Genomic DNA, 17,627 nt, shown 5'->3' with positions numbered 1-17,627 from the left:
CCATGCGCGCCTTCCTGCGTGATCGATTCGCTCGGGCGCGTTGGCCACGGATCGCGGCGCTGACGCTCGGCGCGGTCCTGTTAGGCCCGCTCACGAGCCATGCATCGCCTGACGAACCAGACGACCTGCGCCTCGTCCACCTCGCACAAAATACCCGCGACCTGACGATTCCTGCCGCCACGCAAGCGTGGTTAGCCGAGCGGCAGCGTACTCTGCGAGTGGGTGTCGTACCCAATATCGCACCGCCGTTCGACATCGTCGATACCACCGGAAGTTACTTTGGCATTACTGCGGACCTTCTCGACCGGCTACGATCCAGCGCACATCTTCGCCTGACATTCAAGCGCTATCCGGATACCACCGCCATGCTCGCGGCAGCTCGTCGCGGCGACATCGATCTGGCCACAACCATCATCCAGACCACTCCCGCTTTATCGGGCTTGCGGTTCAGTCGCGCGTATTTTCCGGATCAGGACTCGGTCGTCGAGCGCAACCAAAGCGAAGGCTTCGTCACCGTCCCCACACCGTCAGTCCCCCGCCTCGCGTATGTCCCGGATCTGGTATCCGCCGCCGTGCTGCGCCAGCATTTCCCCCGTGCGCTGCTGATGCCGGTCCACTCACCCGCGGCCGGACTGACCGCGGTTGCCTTCGGGCAAGCGGACCAATATGTGGGCAACACCAACATCAGCAACTACCTGATCGAGCGGCTGCAACTGCTCAACCTGAGCATCCGGCGCTTCACAACCTATCCCAGCCCGCCGGGATTTCAGCTGGCTGCACCGGCCTCCCATGCGCCGCTGATCGATCTGGTCGATCGTCTGATCGCGCAAATAGACATTGAGGACCTGGCTGAGACGCGCTCACGCTGGGAGGGGCGCCCGAATCATGTTGCGCTCGACATGGCGACGGTGCTCTCGCCCGCCGAGAAGGCATGGATTCAAGCCCATCCTGTCGTTTATTTTGCCGCCGAACCCGACGCACCGCCGTTCCTGTTTCACGATGACAAAGGTGAAATGGCAGGCGTCACAGCAGACATGATGAACCTGATCACCACGCAGGTCGGGATCCGCTTCAAGCCCAGCCACGGAAGTGGCCCCGACGATGTGCCGGCGATCCTCCCGGTCATGAGTGCCAATGCCATGCGACCGGGCTTTGTGCCGACATCACCCTATTCGTGGAGCGGCTTCGCCGTGGTCACGCGCACGGGCTATACGCTGCCCAACGCCATTGGCTGGCCAGCCGTCAGTCGCATTGCGATTCCTAACGACGGTATCGTCAATACCTTGCCGTCTCGCGCTGGCGCGCCTGCTCACTACGTGGTCACACCGTCAGTCAACGATGCCCTGCATGCGGTCAACGACGGCAATGTCGACGCCGCGATCCTTAACATCAATATCGCAAACTACTATATTGCTCAACGCTACCAAGGCAAGTTAGTCGTCGCGGGCTACCTTGAGCCCGCCGACACGGCCCAAGTCGGATTCGGCGTGCCAGCGTCCGATCCCGAACTTGCGTTGATCATCGACAAGGTACTGCAAGGCACGCGTGAAGCGCGGCTAAACGATATCCGAAATCATTGGAATTACACCAGCATTCCGGACGCCACATTTCGCCCGTGGCGTCAACGGCTATGGGCTGGCCTTGCCATTGCGGTCTCGTTCGGGCTCCTGTTGCTCGCATGGAATCGTTCACTGGCCCGGCAAATTCAGCTGCGCCAACGCGCAGAAACTGCGCTCCGGCAACAATTCGCGCTCCAGCAAACGTTGCTGGACAGCATGCCGTTCCCGTTCTTCATCTGCGACGTGCAATTGCGGCTATCCGGTTGGAATCAGGCCTTTGCCGCTACGATCGGTCCCGCGCGCTGTGTCGTCGGAAGTCGGCTCAACGCGCTGACCGCCTCGGACGACACACTCATCGCACAATTGACCGACATCCTCCAAGATGCGGTCGCCCAGCAAGTCCCACTATTTAAGGATACGCGTTTGCGTGTCAACGGCCATGAACTCGATGCCCATGCCTGGGTCGTACCGTTCGTGAGTGACGCACCGGCTTCGCACAGCCTGCTATGCGGCTGGATGGACGTATCCGAACGCGGTGAAATGCAACGCGCGGCCAAGCGTGCGCAAGAGGAAGCGGAACACGCCAATCACGCGAAATCGACCTTTCTGGCCACCATCAGTCATGAAATCCGTACCCCCATGAATGCGATCTTGGGCATTCTGGAATTGCAGGTGCGGCATGCCAAACGTCAGACTGGCATCCCTCCCGAAGATGTCGTAGCCGCACTCGAGTCGGCCCGTTCGCTGGTCGCCATGCTGGATGAGATTCTGGATATTTCGAAGATCGAAGCCGGTAAATTGACGATCGATATCCAACCGGTTTACCTGAATTCACTCACCGACAACGTTGCCGCCATTTACGAAGAAGTTGCCAAGAAAAAGGGCGTGGCCTTCCGTTACACGACGAGTGCGCACGACTGGCAGGTGATGACGGACGCCATGCGACTGCGGCAGATCCTGAGCAATCTATTGTCAAATGCGATCAAGTTCACGGCGCGCGGCGCAGTGTCATTTCGGGTGCACATCCAAGACGCATCGGACGACGACGCGACCCACGTCGATATTCATATCGTAGACACCGGTATCGGTATCGAGCCGGCAACCATCCCGTCATTGCTTGAGCCCTATACGCAAGCTGCGCCCGATATCGCTACCCACTACGGTGGGACCGGTCTCGGCCTGCCCATCTGCAACCATCTCACCACCGCATTGGGAGGCAAGTTAACGATTGAGAGTACGCCCGGACGCGGCACGCACATTACGTTGCACTTCATCCTCCAACGTGCCGCGCATTCGCCGATGCCAACCATGACGCCCGCGGCCGCCACCGGGGTGGATCCCGGCACACTGTTCCAGGGCTGCACGGCCTTGATCGTCGACGACCATCCGCCCAATCGGATCGTGTTGTCGCGCCAGCTACAATTCCTGGGTTTCGATACCATCGTCTGTACGCTTGCCGGCGAAGCACTGGCCGCGCTGGAGCGCACGTCTGTTGATGTGCTGATCACGGATTGCAACATGCCGGGAATGAGTGGATTCGAACTTGCACGCTCCATCCGCCGTCAAGAGAAGACCCAACACACAAACCGCCCTCTGACCATTGTCGGTTTCACAGCCAGCCTACTCCCCGAAACCTTGCACGAGGCAACCACCAATGGCATGGATACCTGTTTGATTAAACCCCTTGCACTCGACGAACTCGCCAGCGCACTGCAACCACTGTTGCATCGCGAAACGCCCGGCGCTCCAGGTATAGAGGGCTTGCCCGTGCGCACGGCTCAGCCGGCCCCGGCCGACAGCATTGTCGACCAGATTGCGCGCCTGGATCCCGCGAGCGAGTCCAAGCTCTTGCGCAATCTAATCGCGACCTGCGAAGCGGATATCACGGCACTGCATATCGCCAGCCAAACCCTTGACTATGCCTCGATCGGCGACGTAGCGCACCGTCTGCATTCGACCGCCGAATTGTGCCGTCTGCCCGTACTGGCTCAGTTGACCGACACTGCCGAGAGCCTGGCACGGAGTGACAGGCCAGCGGATCCGGCGGAACTTGCGGCCGTCGTTCAGACCATTGTCGACATTACACGGCGCTTGATTGCCAAATTGCAAGCGCGCCTTAAGCCGGAGGCTCCCCAAACCGACGCACATTGATGACGATCCAAGCAAGGCCTCGTCCCGCACACCCGACATAAAGAGATCTTACCGACTACATCCACATTACCCCAGCACGCGAGATTTTGCTGTGCAGTCAGGCAGCAAGTCTCACGTCGGGCCGATCGGCCGCGTCGTCAGAACCACAGGTCGACGCGAAAGCACTTCGTAAGAATTCGAAAATTTCATCTCATGCGGCTCTGATATTGTGCCCACATCTCTGCCAGCAACCGACGATCCACAATCGAAGTACATATTTCCGAGCATAACTATTAACCTCTTCTCTCTACCACAACGCGCAGGCAGACAGTTCTTGCGAGTGGTTTATAAAAGGTGAATTGGGCAACGTTGACTTACGTTTCAAAAATGCATTGGATCAACTCTCTTCCCGGCCCATGCCAAACAACGCCCACCCACCTCTTGCTCTCCCGCCAGGTTCTCCGGCAATTTGCGCACAGACGCTGTGGATGCACCACCATCGGCGAGTCGGACTGGGATGGCTACTACGGTACAAAGCGTTTCCAGCACCACCGGCAATCAACCCAACGGGACACTCCTCAGCACGGTTGCCATGGCGACACGCAGCTTACTAAGCAGTAAGTTCTCCGAACAAATTAGAAAGGCAGACATCCTATGGGAACAACTGACAGAATGCACGGAAAAATGGCCTTCGGCTGTCGATCCAGCCACCGACGCTGGATGCGCTGAACTCAATGAACTCGTAGCGGAGGCGCTACAAAAATTTGAGGACGTTGGCGGGTCGGCTGCGCCATCGACATCATGACCGAACAATGAGCCGGCCATTACCTGCAGCACACCGACCCTGCAGGCGGTACTCCAGTATAGCGACCAGCTCCTGGGCAATGGCTACACGATTACCAACATCACGCAGATAACGACGTGCGTGCCGAGCAAGCACAAAAAGCGGGGAACCGCCCGAGTGCGGCTCCCCCAAACCCCACTAACCTGCTCCTTGTTCCTCAACAAAGGAGCAGACCGCGTCGAGCTCGCATGGGCAGTCAATGAACTGCGCATGCGGCCGCCCGACTCAGTCATGCTAGACGGAACGCGCAATGCAAGCTATCAGCACCATCCGATTCACCATCCACCTATTCCGACGATAGTTCCGCATCCCTACCCGATTCCGCCCTCGGGCGTAGTATGATTCAACCGTCTGGGCGCGCCAGTCAATCGCATGCCCCATCCCATTCAATGATCCTTACTGTAAGGAATACAAAATATGCTTCGTCACACCTCTTTCGCTATCCTGCTTGCCATGGCCGTTACCCTGAGCGCGTGCGCGGTGTCTCCAAGTCCATCCCCCATGATTGGGGGCGATCGCGACGCCCACGGCTGCCTACCGTCCGCTGGTTACGCCTGGTGCGAAGCCACACAACGCTGTGAACGGCCATGGGAACTCGCCAAGCAAAAGGGATTTGCCGTCTCTGCCGACAATTTTGCAAACTACTGTCGATCGGGCAACGCGCCCTAACCGGGCAGACAGGCTTCGCGGACCGTTGGGGTGCAGCCTAGCCCTGCTGGCTGCACCCGCTCCGCTCTGATGCAACCCAATCGCTTAACGACCAACCCGTCGATACAAGACTGGCATTGCCGCGCTGGCGATAGCGCATCGCCCCGGCACCTCGGTTGCGCCCACCCGCTTGTCAAGCGCTATCACGCACCGACGACTGCCCGCAAGACCGTGATGGGCACAGAAGATTCGCGAGAAAATCTCGGACGAACACCTCATCCGCCCGCGCCTGTAGCAATCGCCGCGCCATGACACACACCGCACTCAGGTGCGCACTCGCCTCATCGCGCTGCCAACCCAAGTCTGGCAGCAACTCGCGCAGTTCATAACGTTCCAACATCGCCTGGATGACCGGCAAATCCCATTCCGGCTTCAAGTTTTGCGTGGCATTGTCATCGTGTCGACGATATAGTGCCACGCAGGCATCCACATAGTGGAACCGGGCGTGATGTGCCGCGAGATCCAGCCACATCGCATAATCTTCGGCGCGGTCTAGTCCCTTCCGATATCCACCGATTTCCCGCATCAACCGAATCCGCGAAGCGGACCCGGCATGCGGAATGGGATTGCGGCCCAGCAACACGGCAAGGGAATACGGATAGGGCCTGATTACCTCGGTACTTAGGCGCGCGAGCGGCACAAGATCGGGGTACGTCGCCACAACGTGGCCGTACAGAACGTCCGCATCCGGATGGTCCTGCAACACGCGACGATATCGCGTCAACGTTTCGGGCATCAGGACATCGTCAGCATCCAGACACACCAGGTACTCTCCTTGTGCCAACCGCAGGGATTCGTTGCGGGCCGCCGCCAAGCCGATTGGGCCGGCACGGTGATAACGCACTTGCGCACCTTTGGGATGATGGGCGCAGACAGCCTGCACCACTTGCGCCGTATCGTCTTCCGACCCATCATCGACCACCAAGACTTCGACATCCTGATCCGCTCCCGCTAGGCAGGACCGGATCGCCGCCTCAATGAAGTGACCATAATTTCGCGTGACTATCGCGATCGTAAAGAACGGCATACTGAATCCTTTGGCGTCGCTGCGCCTTTCATCGAATAGCTGAATTGTTCCTGTCTTGCCCAGTCGATCAACCATGGCTACGCGCCGCTACTGCCATGTGATGCGACCACGGCAGTCAACGCCCCGCTATATGCGTTAACGTTAGCCTCGCACGCAGGATCGAGGCTTTTCAGAAACGTTGCGGCCCGCTGACGATACGCCTCCAGACTGCTATCGTGGTCCGCGATTGCCTGACACAAGACTCGAGCGCCCTCAACGCAATCGAACGCCTGATAGCGATAACCGCAACCACCGATCAGAGCGGAATTGTGAATGAGCGGATAGCCCCCATAGAGTGCCTCGCAATAGAGCGAACTCAGCCCGCACTCCCATTGATGGCTGACCACGGCATCGACATCACCCGCCATGACCTCGTGAAACGAAACTGGGTGATCGAACGAAGCCAACCCATGCCGGACAACGTCGAGACTGCATACGAGATTCTGGAATCCAGGATGTTGCCGCCATTCGAACGTGCTGAAGGCACGAACGCGCTCGAACATGCCGGAATCGGTACGATGCGCCGCCTCACATGTCAGCAGCGGAATCAAGCTCGTTGTCACCACGGAGGAATTCGGTTCAAAGATCCCCACCCGCCAGCGGCGCCGGCCTGGCTGATAACCAAACTGCCGCCCGTCGGGCAAAAGCGCCGTCTTGTGTTGCAGCCATATCGGATTCCACAAGGGTGGCACCACCCTGATCGGCACGCGGCACACACTGCCCAGGTAGGGGATCCCGCTAGCCGCGTATTGCGGTAACGTCCAGATTTCGTGATACGCGCCCGGCACAATTGGCGCGTTCGGCAACCGGCCGAAGATCATCTGCTCGATATCACACACATAATCGTGATCGAAGCGCATCGATACAAGCTTGCCGCCACGTTCGCGAAAGGCCACGATCCATTCGGGATCGAGTTGTGCGTCCAGATCGATCATCACGTCGAGCGCCTCGGCCGCCTCGCACATCCCAACCAACGTCACCGGCACAAGAGCCAGACAATCGCGGATGTCGTCGAATGGGTCGTCTGCACCCTCCCGCACCAAGTGGACCTCGCCGACAGTCGGCACACAGGTCAGTAGCATCGCGAGAAAGAGGGCATTCTGGATGCCATTGCCCAGCCAAAGCGATTTCCGGCGCGTACGCGCCGAGATGCCAATGCCGACCCGCAGATCGCGGGGGCGCCCGCTGAAGCGGTCGCAACAGTTGCCGCTCATGCACCCGCCTTCGGCACAAAAGCAGCGCCCTGACACAGATGCAACAACCGCTCGGCATATGCTGCCAGATTGGGCTGACTCGACGGATGCACCATATCAAAGATATCTTGTGCGCGCGCGTAATATTCACCCAGCGCGGCGTCGTGCTCGACCACCGCCCGCAGGAGTTGTGCTGCCCCGCGCTGTACATCGAATGCCGGATAATAATAGCCAACGTCCTTGAGCCACGGCGAGTTGTGGATCAACGGATAGCCGCCATATAGCACGTCAAGATATAGATAATTCTGGTCGTTCTGCCATTGGTGTGACACGACGGCATTCGGGCGCTGTGCCAATACGGTCACGGTGTCGTGACGTTCGTACAATCCCATTTTTCGATGACGAAAGAGGTCTAGCGACCGAACTCGCGACTGCGACGCCGAGCATTCATACATGCGACGCGCGTTCAGTGCGCACGCGAACGTGACGCTATCGCGGTTTGCCCGATACGCCGCATCGCAGATCAACATCGGTAGAACTGCGCTTTTGACGACCGACAGGTTGGGTTCGAAGATGGCAACGTGCAGTCCTCGGGTACTCGCATCTCGTCGCGTGTACCCATATTCGTAGCCCTGCGCCCGTACCTCGCGGATGCGCGCGTCCAGAAACCGCGGATGCCAAATGAACGGAACCTCATGTACCTCGCATCGGTGCATCGTGCGCAGCATCGGCGCGAAGCAGGCGTCTTTCGGCAGGTACCAGACTTCATCGCACCGGTCCGGACGGGTGAAATGGTTCGGCTGATCGAACACGACGGTCTCCGCCCATGCCACGTACGGCTGACCGCAGCAGTGATACACCACCTTCTTGCCCCGGGCACGCATCCAGTCCAGCCAACACACATCCAGCGCCCCGCCCATCTCGATGACGACATCAACCGCTTCGCCCGCGTCGCGTAACGACATCAACGGCAAGTCTTCCGCGACCGAGTCAAGTTGCGGTGGCCGTCGCCTCTGATCGCCAACCTTGATCAATCCCACCGACTGAACAAAGGGCAATTGTTGAAGCAAATGGGCGAGAAACACGATATTCTGATCCAGCCCATTGGACCAAAGGTTCTGGTTCTCATGCGTCAGGAAAGAAATGCCGATTCTCATTGCCCATACACCCTCGTCAATACCATTGCATCGGTTCGCTGTGATCCTTCGCCCGCACGGGTGACCACGCCCACCAATCCGACTCAGGCGACCATTACATCGCCCACACACACCTCACTCAAGATGCATCAACCTGCTTGACGAGATAATCCAGAACGGACGTAGTTGCTTCCAGGCTGCCCGTATAGCCAGGTCCCGTCTCATATTTACCGGCCACGGTCACCGTCGGTACGCCCACAATTCGCTCGTCGCGAATCAGTTTCGCAGCTCGCGCAACGTCGGCCTGGACACGCGCTGAATAATAGGTTTGAAGGTACTGCGCCCGGTTGACGCCGTATTTCGACAGAAACGTAGCCTGATCCTGCGGCGTCAACAGTGGCTGCCCCTGTTGGCCAATTGCGTCAAACAGGATCGGCATCATGCGCTCTGATACGCCCAGCGCATTCAGTGCGTAATACATGCGAGAATGCGGCGTCAATGCACTGTTCATCGCGACCGGCACCCGCTTCAGCGCAATCTTGTCGCCCTCTTTTCGGGCCCAGGCCTCCAGCGGCGATTCAAATTCCGCACAATGCGGGCAGCCATACCAGAAGAATTCAGTGACTTCGACTTTGCCTTTCGGCGCCGCAGTTGCCTGAGCCGGCTTGAGTAACTCATAGTCCTTGCCTGATACAGGCGTCATCGACGCAGCATGCGCAACCGGCACAATCAAACACAGGGACAACCACAAGACTCGTAGGCGGTGTTTCACGTTCGACTCCTCAACAGGGCGATTCGGCGCCCTGTAACGAATGGGAATGAACGACATTATCGGAAAGATCGCGCCATTCCAAAATAAGACGCCACCTCAATTTTCACCAGATAAATCTGAGATCGCCTTCTCCCGAGCAGCCCTTTGTGTTGACTGACCACCAACTAAAAAGCATGACGGATGCCGATCATGGCCATCGCTTGGCGGTTGGTGCTGGCATCGTTACCAAAATCCCCCATCGACGCCACTGCCGGCACGAGAACACCGGCGACATTGATCGTGCTACCGGACGCGCACTGAAGGCCTGCCAGCACGTAGAGATCGGTACGCGGCGACAGGCGGTATTTGCCTCCCAAACTCCACTGGCTATAGCGCACGCTGACGTTGTTACCGGCGCCTTTCGTGATGTCGTACCCAATACCCACCACAACAGCCGCACTCAAGCGGTAATCCAGGAATGTCTGAATTGTATTGAACGCTGTCGATCCTGTACGGCCAGAGGCCAACCCATAGTCGCCATACCGCACGTAACTGAACGCGCCTCCCGCAATCCATTGATCAAGTTGGAAATTGGCCGCAGCGCGAACAATCTGAAGCGAGTTGGCCGACACGAAGCCCCCAGTGATTGCTGGTGAGTCGATGTCCACATCGACGTTCGGGCGCAGGCCATCAAACGACGCAACCGAACCATGTGCGCTATGGGCATAGAAATATCCGACGCCCACGCCGATCGAACCATGGTGATAGGCAGCCGCAAAAGCATAAGTGCGCCCAGCCGTTCCGCCAGGTTGACCACCCAGCGCGTACATGGCGGCCCCTTGAAGCCCCTCCAGATCCGGGGTCGCGTATTTGATCGAATTTCCGGTGCGATAGCTATTGTCGTAGTTGTCCACATCGCCTGGCGTCGCGAATGTCGAACCGAATGTTCCATCATTGGTGAGCGGCTGAATCAGATCGACTAGTGGGTCGTATTGGCGCCCCATCGTTACGGTGCCGAATATCGCATCACCCAACCCCACAGACGCAGTCCGCCCGAAGAGTCTCCCGCCCTGCGTCAGACGCCCGTTGTTGACATTAAAACCGCTTTCCAGCTTGAATATCGATTGAAGACCGCCCCCCAAATCTCCGATCCCCTTTATCCCCCACAGGTTGGGAGATAGGTTACCGGCCTGCGTTTGCACACTGTTGCCGGACCCACGAGCGCCCATACGATTGTCGAAGTAGGCCACGCCCGTGTCGAGTCCACCGTACAGTGTCACGCTATTTTGCGCCAGCGCTGATGTACCGCACACCAAGACGCCACACCCCACCAACACCGTCGAAACAAAGAATCGCGGCATCGCAACAATTCGGAAACCACAGAAAACGGGACGCACATCTTCACATAGCATTCAACCATTTTTGGTCAAGTCCTGTGCTTTGGACTATCAAGAACCAATCAAAAAGCCGCCCCCCCATCTACGACACACAGACCCACCCCAAAGAGGTCGCATCGATTCCGACACCGAAACCAGCATCGGATAAGCGCCACCCCCAGCGATAACGAATCCATGTCGAGGCGGCTTTTCGAGGAAGTGAAGATGTACCCCATAGGTCCGCCCCTCGGACACTTTGGACTGCTGTTTCCCGCGCTGCCGCAGACACCGAGCCCAACCGAAACGACCCGATCGAGCATGCGCAAAAACAAAAGGGCCGGATGGTTTGCGACCGAATTCGCAGACGACAAACCCATGGCCATTGATGCCCATCAGCAGCTGGCGCATAACGCTCCCCGTCGAGCCGCATTCGACCAGCGGCCGCACCCGCCATACATTGCACAGAGCGGTCCTTGATAGCCATCCTACCCAATAACCGACACCTTTATCGTCAAATCACTTAAATCATCTATGGACGTTTCTCATGCCACCAGTATCATTGATCGGCTCTGCCCTGCCGTTTTTCAAGCTCGCACGTCAGCCCCGTCAATCAACTCATGCCCGGGATGCGTCAAAGACACTCCGCCCAACCCGTGTATCCAACGAAACGGCGACTACGCCGCCCCCCCCTAAAAACACGACCCAAGACCTGCCAAGCCGCCACCAACTTTTAATCAGGTCTATTAACAACATGACAATTCTAAGCGTGTCGGTTCCCGACGATGTAGCGACCAATATCCGAAGTGGCCTATACCAAAATGCACTCGCCGAGACCAAACGCGACATTCCAAAATGGCGCAGTCACTCAGAAAGCGAAAGCGCTGAATTAAAAACAAAGATGTGGAAGATGCTCTCTGTAATGTCGCCAGAGGAAGTTGTGAAATTGAGAGATCAGGTGCGCTCATTTCGAAAGCAGCAGCACTAAGGATGCTTTTCACAAACCCGAATCAAGTGTGCTTGGCCGCTTAACAGGCAGATAAATGTGCCACGACGCAAATCTGTCCGCCCGAATCGAAGCTGGTCGGCATGCGCCGGACAGCATTTACGGGTTGCGCGTAAGGCATCGGCGCAACCCCGGAACGCGATCATGCCCGAGCGACCAATAATTTGTCGCACTCCATCTCCATAAGATGAACCGCGCGAACAAGGTCATGAGTCGTATGGTGTTCTTCTTCGGCCCTCAAGAGCGAACCTTGGCATAGCCGAACTGCAGCTTGATCACTTGGAACGGGCACTTGCCCTTTGCCCGGATACTGGCCTTGGTTCGCTCGACCTGATCCGTGAGCTGAGCGCATCACCAAGCCGCTTGCTTTTGTCCAGAATACGGCGGTATCCGGGATTCATCGCCATATACCAGTTCACGCCGGTCCGAGTGTATAGGCACTTGTGTACCCTTTGGCAACCCGCATCATCAAACGCGGCGGTTTTTTCGCCCAGCAAGCAAACTATTGGCTTCGGGCACGTTGCTGACGTTGCCCGCGGTGCCCCGCACCGTATGCATCAACCCCGATTTGGCGTCCACGCTGATAGCACTTTCATGCCGAGGTGCCACAGATTGCCTTTCTTGCTCTGATGCATCTCCGAGTCACGTTCGCCCGACACAATCTTGGTCGAACTCGGGGCGCTGCCGCGTTGCAACCGCCACCATTCCCGCACACGGGCCTTTTTCTCGCCCTACGAGTCGGAGATACGACGTGCGTCTCGCCATCGCAAACGAGGTCAAGCACGGGACTGGCGCCTGCGCACCCGTACGCCAAACCACGCGCCTGGATAATGGGTGATGCCACTATGAAAGCCACTCGCCCCATAAGACGAAATAACAGGACGGAGCGATAACGACGCCCTTTATGCTTCGATCAGGAAACGGTCCCGTCGCTTGCCCTTGATCCATGCCGGCTCTCGTCCACGCCCGCTCCACGTCGCGCCCGTCTTGGGATCCCGGTACTTGGGTGGCAGACTCGCTTGAACCGCGCGCGCCTTGCGCGGCCCGCGTCCAAAAACCTGATCCGGTGTCAGTCCGTACTCGGCCACACGCGCACGCACTTCATCCAGAATTGCTTGCAGTTCTGCCTGACGCGCATTTTCCGCCTGCTGCATCAATGCATCGGCCTGGGCTCTGAGTTCTCGATATGTTGCCATGCAATTCACTCCACTCGAATTATCCAATCAAACCAGCGCAGAATATATCTCAATCCGGCATACTCAAGGAAAAAACGCCAGCGGACCACCACTTCGTCTCAGCCGATGAGGTGCATGATCGCCCCTTGAACCACCATGCTCAATTTCAGGTCACCATGCACGCGATGCCCACCATTCAGCGCCCGGCTCGAGATCGTCAGCGCTTTCTGATAGCCCCCCAACATCGCTTCATTGCTCAATGATGAATCTTCCGTCACCGAAGCCCTGAATCATGCCGCAAAACCTCACCTTCCACGACCGGTGTCACGCCCATTCCTCATTGCGCTACCGGTTGCCATCCGGTGCGCAAGACACCATCACGCATCGTTGTTCCACACGAATCTCAGTAGCCCGCTGTCAATCTTTCGCTCAACAACAACCCGCGAGCCTCTGCCCTCTGCCCGAAGTTGCAACCCGACTGCGTTCCTTTCGGTAACGTACGATCTGCAGAACATGCCCTCCTAGACACCATTGAGGTAAAAGCGCGATTTAACCGGTTGATCAACGACTCCCGATTGCTTGCTTCAGACGAAGGCATCCAGTTGTCTCGGCACGGACTCACCCAGCTGCAACTGATCGACACGATCAATCATGCATTCTCCGGCCAACTGGCTAGCCCGCACAATTCCGGCTACCGAACTATCCATTGAGCGTCGTCATGAAATGTTCACCCAAGCCGTGCCTGATCGGCGCTATGTCGTCGACTTCGGCAACTTCACATTTTATGGCTTGCCCGGCAACCCCACCCACTTTACCCACTTCGATATGTCGAGGTACGACGAAGCAAGAAGCCGTTGCACGACTGGTTAGCTTTGCGAAGCCCCCCCGACGCCTTCTCGCGCTCGGACCGCCGATTTGACATACCCACACGGAACTAGATACCGCCGCGAGTGCAACTCACGAGCGTTATCCGTACAGCGACAAGCAGGCAACGCGATCGTACGCACAAGCTTGGGTGCAATATTGAAGCCGCTACAAATCGGGATATTTATAAACTGAAGAAATATAATCCATGCGCACCCTGCCATCGACAAACACTACCAAACCAGTCAAATACCACAAATGAACATTCTCACACGCCTTCTCCCGCGATACTTTGACAGCGACATTCGCAACGCCCGAAGAATCAGCATCATAAAATCTTGGTCGGAGAAAATTTCCACCGGGATCGACACCGGCAACCTCAAACTTCGCAGTGAAGATGGGAAAAATATACACCAGGCAATCGCAACCAATCTGAATGAAATCGCCAACGCCGACGACACTGATTATCAAAGAATTAATCATGCATACAAGAACATCAAGATTCAACTCAATGCCCTTGAAAAGATAGATAGCCGCAGAATCAGGGAAATCAATCAATTGCGGATTCGCGGAATCCACTCATTGGATGGAATCCTTTCCACACTCGATTCCGAATTGGCATCCCTGAGAATCATCCGCGAGCAGAAATCCGCCGTGCGAAGAGAGTACTCCCAAGAAAATTAACGGCGCTCCAGCGAGCGACTCGAGCTGCCACTGGCACCGCGACTCCATCGCGATATTTTGCCGACACGCGCACGCATGTGCTTGTTCGTCTGTCCATCGTGGCCCAACAGTCCGCCACGGTTGCGAGGGTATTTTTCCTTGGATCGTAGCAGGGAATCATGGACACGCCGAGCGGTTCACATAAGTCAGAACGGCGTTCTGTCGGGCTCACCTATCGAGACTTATCGCACCACCGATCGACGCGGGCTTTCGCATCGCAGCGCGTCCACACCTCGATTGTCGCGCGAGTTTCGTTACCCCGATGCCGAACGTCCTTCGACTATCGGGACGACTGGAACCCAATTTGCATACGCACGGTCACAACCAACAATTTCCCGTGCTGGATCAGCCATACCTGATCTGCGGTATTCGGAACCGCTGCAACACTGCATGGTGGATTGCCGTTCTTGCCGGTAGACGTGCCTTTCCGTTCAACTTCAGCACTTTGGACGATCCGGAACCAAGAAGGACCACGAAACAAACCGGGACAACTCACCTGATTTGCTGCATCCTCCCCTGCCAAGGAGCGCCGTATCATGTTGATAGTATACTTGTCGCGCGCGTTCGCGTGCGTGGTCGCACTACTGGTCGTGCTACCTAGCCAATCGAATCACGTTTCGGCCAGCGAGTCATCACCCACAATGGCCAACCTGGTCCAGCAATCGCCTTACGATCATGCGTGGCGGCTGATGTTGACAGGTGAGCTGGACGTGCCTCACTGGCTTGATCGCGACGAGGCCACCAGTAGCCCGGTTACCCATCGCATCATCGATGGCCAAACCTATTTGGTGGGCTCAATGTGCCAAACCCACGATTGCGCCGATCATCAGTTCTGGGGCATGCTCGACGAGCACGGTCGAGCCGCGTGGGGGCTGCTCGTCACCCGACGACCAGACGCTCCGCACCTACCAGGCGCGACCGATTTTCCGAATTTTCAGTTGCGTTGGTTTGGTCGTCCTGGTCGGCAGATGCAACGCGCGCTCATCAGCATCTGGCAAGCGGGTCCAATCTGGCCCGCCTGTGCAATGCACTGCGCTTACTCGCCCCTTCCGCCCGAACACGCCGCACCACCGGACGTCAGGCGTGCTGCCAGTCGGAAAGTCCGGTTCGATCTGGACCAGTGCGGACAGGATGCCGTTCCAGTTGCGCTCCCTGTCCGGCGCGTTCTGGCGTTTGTGGCAACCCGATCGACTGCTGCCCAGTCGGTGTCACTCGATCGTGCGATGCCGGCCACGCTATAACCTTGACAGGACCCTGTCACAGGTCCGCCCCGTCATCGCCAACATGGTGAGCGTCGGATTGGCCGAGCCGATGCTTGGCATCGACCCGCATCCGACGATATACAGATTGTCGTGATCCCAACTGCGCTGATCGGCGTCCACTACTGAGTCCGACGGCGACGCTCCCATCACGTGCGTGCCGCAAACGTGGCCGGCTCCGGCGTAGTTGTAGCGCTGTCCACGGTACTCAAACGAGCAAGCCGTGCCAGCATCGACTCGCGTATGATCGCTCGCATCCAGCCGTGACATCAGCTCCTGAGCCGCGGCCCGCGCCTGTTCGAAACCCGCCTTGACATAGTCTGACAACCGATACGAGAGCATCGGCCGTGCCAAGCCCAGATGGTCGCGATGATCGAGCGACAGTTGTACCCGATTGGCTGGATCGGCGTCCTGCTCGACCAGAAACGCCAGCCGGAATTGGCGCGTCAGCAGGTTATTCAGCGTCCGGACATAGGAAGCATTGCCCAACACCTGCCGCGCCGCATTCAATCCGCCTTCGTTGGTACCATACACGTAGTCCAGTCCCGTGGTATAGGGATCATTCGTCGGCCACAACCAACCTTCATTGCCAATTTCGATTCGCCACGCCGCGCGCTTGCGCCGGAATGCACCGTCCTTCAAGGATTCGATCCCTGCCGTCGACACGGGTCCCCGGTAACCATAGGCACGCACGTCGGCCGGCATTAATCCCCAAGCCAGAAACGTCGGGTGGTCCATCAAATTCCGACCGACCTGATCGCTCCGATTCGCGACCGTGATACCGTCACGCCACGGCGAATTCAGCAAAATCTTTGCGTTCTCGATGGCGTGGGCAGCCAAAATGTAGATTGCCCCAACCGCGACACCCTCACCGGTTCGCCCCGCCGTCGCAGGCACGGCAATCGAGTCGTAGGTGACATAGTGCAGGCCTGTTATACGGCCATTGTCACGATCGGCCAACACCCGGTCCACCACGGTCTGATCACGCACCTCGACATAACCGGTCGCGAGGGCTTTATCCAGTGTGTAGGCCGCATCGTATTTGGCCCGAATCGGGCAGATGGGCGTACAGTTGGTGTTCCCATGGCACACACGCCGATTGTCGTACGGCACCGAATTGCGGCCCGCCGGCGTCGGCGTCACGATCGTGGCGTGCGGTGGTGCATAGGTTTCATCGGTTAGCGGCGGACCGTCCACGCGCGACTGGATCAGCCCATCCACCCTTGACAGCGGAATCCCCGGCATCGGGTACTGATAGTCCGACGGAAAGGGGATATTCGTTGGCACCTGCGCCGCGACATCCGCCGCGACCCCAACGAGGGCTTCCGCACGCGCGTAGTACGGCGCGAGATCGCCGTACGAGAGCGGCCAATCACGCCCGTGTCCGTAACGCTCACGCAACTTGAAATCCGCTTCTCCCATCCGCAGGCAGGTGCCCATCCAGTGCAACCCGGTTCCTCCGGCGATTCGCTCGTAGGTACTTGCAAAAGGCATCGAACCGGATGCGTAGGTCAAATAGGAACGGTCAGGTTGGTCCCAGGCAAGCACCAGCGCCTGAGTCGTCGGCCGTGGCGCATTGGTGTGAGCTGGATCAAGTCGATTGGCATCGGGCGGATAAGGCGATTCCGGCGACTTGAAGGTACTTAAATAGAAATTCTCCATATAGTCTTCGCGGTTACGATGCGTCGCCGGGCCCGCCTCGAGCACTAACACTCGCTTGCGCTGCAGACCGAGCGACCAAGCCAGATACGCGCCGGCATGACCTGCGCCCACAATCACCACGTCATAAGTCATGTCTCCTCCGTTGGCCCCAGCTACTTCACGCCATCGCCCTCCGCCT

The 17,627-nt window shown here is 57.9% G+C and carries 12 protein-coding genes and 1 pseudogene; 3 read left to right on the top strand and 10 right to left on the bottom strand.

Annotation, left to right across the window (positions count from 1 at the left end; translation table 11 throughout):
- Nucleotides 1-2: 2 nt before the first annotated feature.
- Both WS46_RS18365 and WS46_RS36505 read left to right on the top strand, forming a co-directional pair.
- Nucleotides 3-3,710 (top strand): ATP-binding protein, encoded by a 3,708-nt coding sequence (locus tag WS46_RS18365; RefSeq protein ID WP_059524638.1) that lies wholly within the window; start codon nt 3-5, stop codon nt 3,708-3,710.
- A 1,240-nt stretch (nt 3,711-4,950) separates the two neighbouring features.
- Nucleotides 4,951-5,202, top strand: coding sequence for a hypothetical protein (locus WS46_RS36505; protein ID WP_082722061.1), 252 nt, complete (start codon nt 4,951-4,953; stop codon nt 5,200-5,202).
- Nucleotides 5,203-5,374: 172 nt separating this feature from the next.
- Here the strand turns inward: WS46_RS36505 and WS46_RS18360 are convergent, their stop codons facing one another.
- From WS46_RS18360 to WS46_RS35480, 9 genes and pseudogenes are all read right to left on the bottom strand, one after another.
- Nucleotides 5,375-6,343: a glycosyltransferase gene (locus tag WS46_RS18360; protein ID WP_059524636.1), complete on the bottom strand. Its 969-nt coding sequence runs from the start codon at nt 6,341-6,343 to the stop codon at nt 5,375-5,377.
- Between the two features lie 2 nt (nt 6,344-6,345).
- Nucleotides 6,346-7,521 (bottom strand): DUF2827 family protein, encoded by a 1,176-nt coding sequence (locus tag WS46_RS18355; protein WP_059524634.1) that lies wholly within the window; start codon nt 7,519-7,521, stop codon nt 6,346-6,348.
- Nucleotides 7,518-8,657, bottom strand: a complete 1,140-nt coding sequence (locus WS46_RS18350; RefSeq protein ID WP_059524632.1) for a DUF2827 family protein — start codon at nt 8,655-8,657, stop codon at nt 7,518-7,520. The genes WS46_RS18355 and WS46_RS18350 overlap by 4 nt, the downstream gene beginning before the upstream one ends.
- 118 nt (nt 8,658-8,775) lie before the next feature.
- Nucleotides 8,776-9,408 (bottom strand): thiol:disulfide interchange protein DsbA/DsbL, encoded by a 633-nt coding sequence (locus WS46_RS18345; protein WP_059524647.1) that lies wholly within the window; start codon nt 9,406-9,408, stop codon nt 8,776-8,778.
- Between the two features lie 164 nt (nt 9,409-9,572).
- Nucleotides 9,573-10,748, bottom strand: coding sequence for a porin (locus WS46_RS18340; RefSeq protein ID WP_059524630.1), 1,176 nt, complete (start codon nt 10,746-10,748; stop codon nt 9,573-9,575).
- A 1,258-nt stretch (nt 10,749-12,006) separates the two neighbouring features.
- Nucleotides 12,007-12,449: pseudogene (locus WS46_RS36500) on the bottom strand (transposase); the annotation flags it as partial.
- A gap of 219 nt (nt 12,450-12,668) precedes the next feature.
- A complete protein-coding gene (locus tag WS46_RS34145) occupies nt 12,669-12,962 on the bottom strand; it encodes an H-NS family nucleoid-associated regulatory protein (RefSeq protein ID WP_082722059.1) in 294 nt (97 codons plus the stop codon).
- A 98-nt stretch (nt 12,963-13,060) separates the two neighbouring features.
- Nucleotides 13,061-13,201 carry a hypothetical protein gene (locus WS46_RS35485; RefSeq protein ID WP_156437323.1) on the bottom strand — a complete coding sequence of 47 codons (141 nt, stop codon included), beginning with the start codon at nt 13,199-13,201 and terminating at the stop codon, nt 13,061-13,063.
- Between the two features lie 772 nt (nt 13,202-13,973).
- The gene (locus WS46_RS35480) at nt 13,974-14,384 is read right to left on the bottom strand and encodes a hypothetical protein (protein ID WP_156441331.1); all 411 of its coding nucleotides are present in this window, start codon (nt 14,382-14,384) and stop codon (nt 13,974-13,976) included.
- Nucleotides 14,385-15,169: 785 nt separating this feature from the next.
- Between WS46_RS35480 and WS46_RS34140 the strand changes: the two genes are divergently transcribed.
- Nucleotides 15,170-15,769, top strand: coding sequence for an Ivy family c-type lysozyme inhibitor (locus WS46_RS34140; protein WP_175981544.1), 600 nt, complete (start codon nt 15,170-15,172; stop codon nt 15,767-15,769).
- On the opposite strand, the gene WS46_RS18330 is transcribed toward WS46_RS34140, so the two are convergent.
- On the bottom strand, nt 15,764-17,581 hold the full coding sequence (locus WS46_RS18330) for a GMC family oxidoreductase (protein WP_063888594.1): 1,818 nt from the start codon (nt 17,579-17,581) through the stop codon (nt 15,764-15,766). The genes WS46_RS34140 and WS46_RS18330 overlap by 6 nt on opposite strands.
- Between the last annotated feature and the right edge of the window lie 46 nt (nt 17,582-17,627).

This window comes from Burkholderia sp. RF4-BP95 (assembly GCF_001521985.1).
Lineage (GTDB): Bacteria > Pseudomonadota > Gammaproteobacteria > Burkholderiales > Burkholderiaceae > Burkholderia > Burkholderia diffusa.
This window is presented reverse-complemented; position numbering and strand designations above follow the sequence as displayed.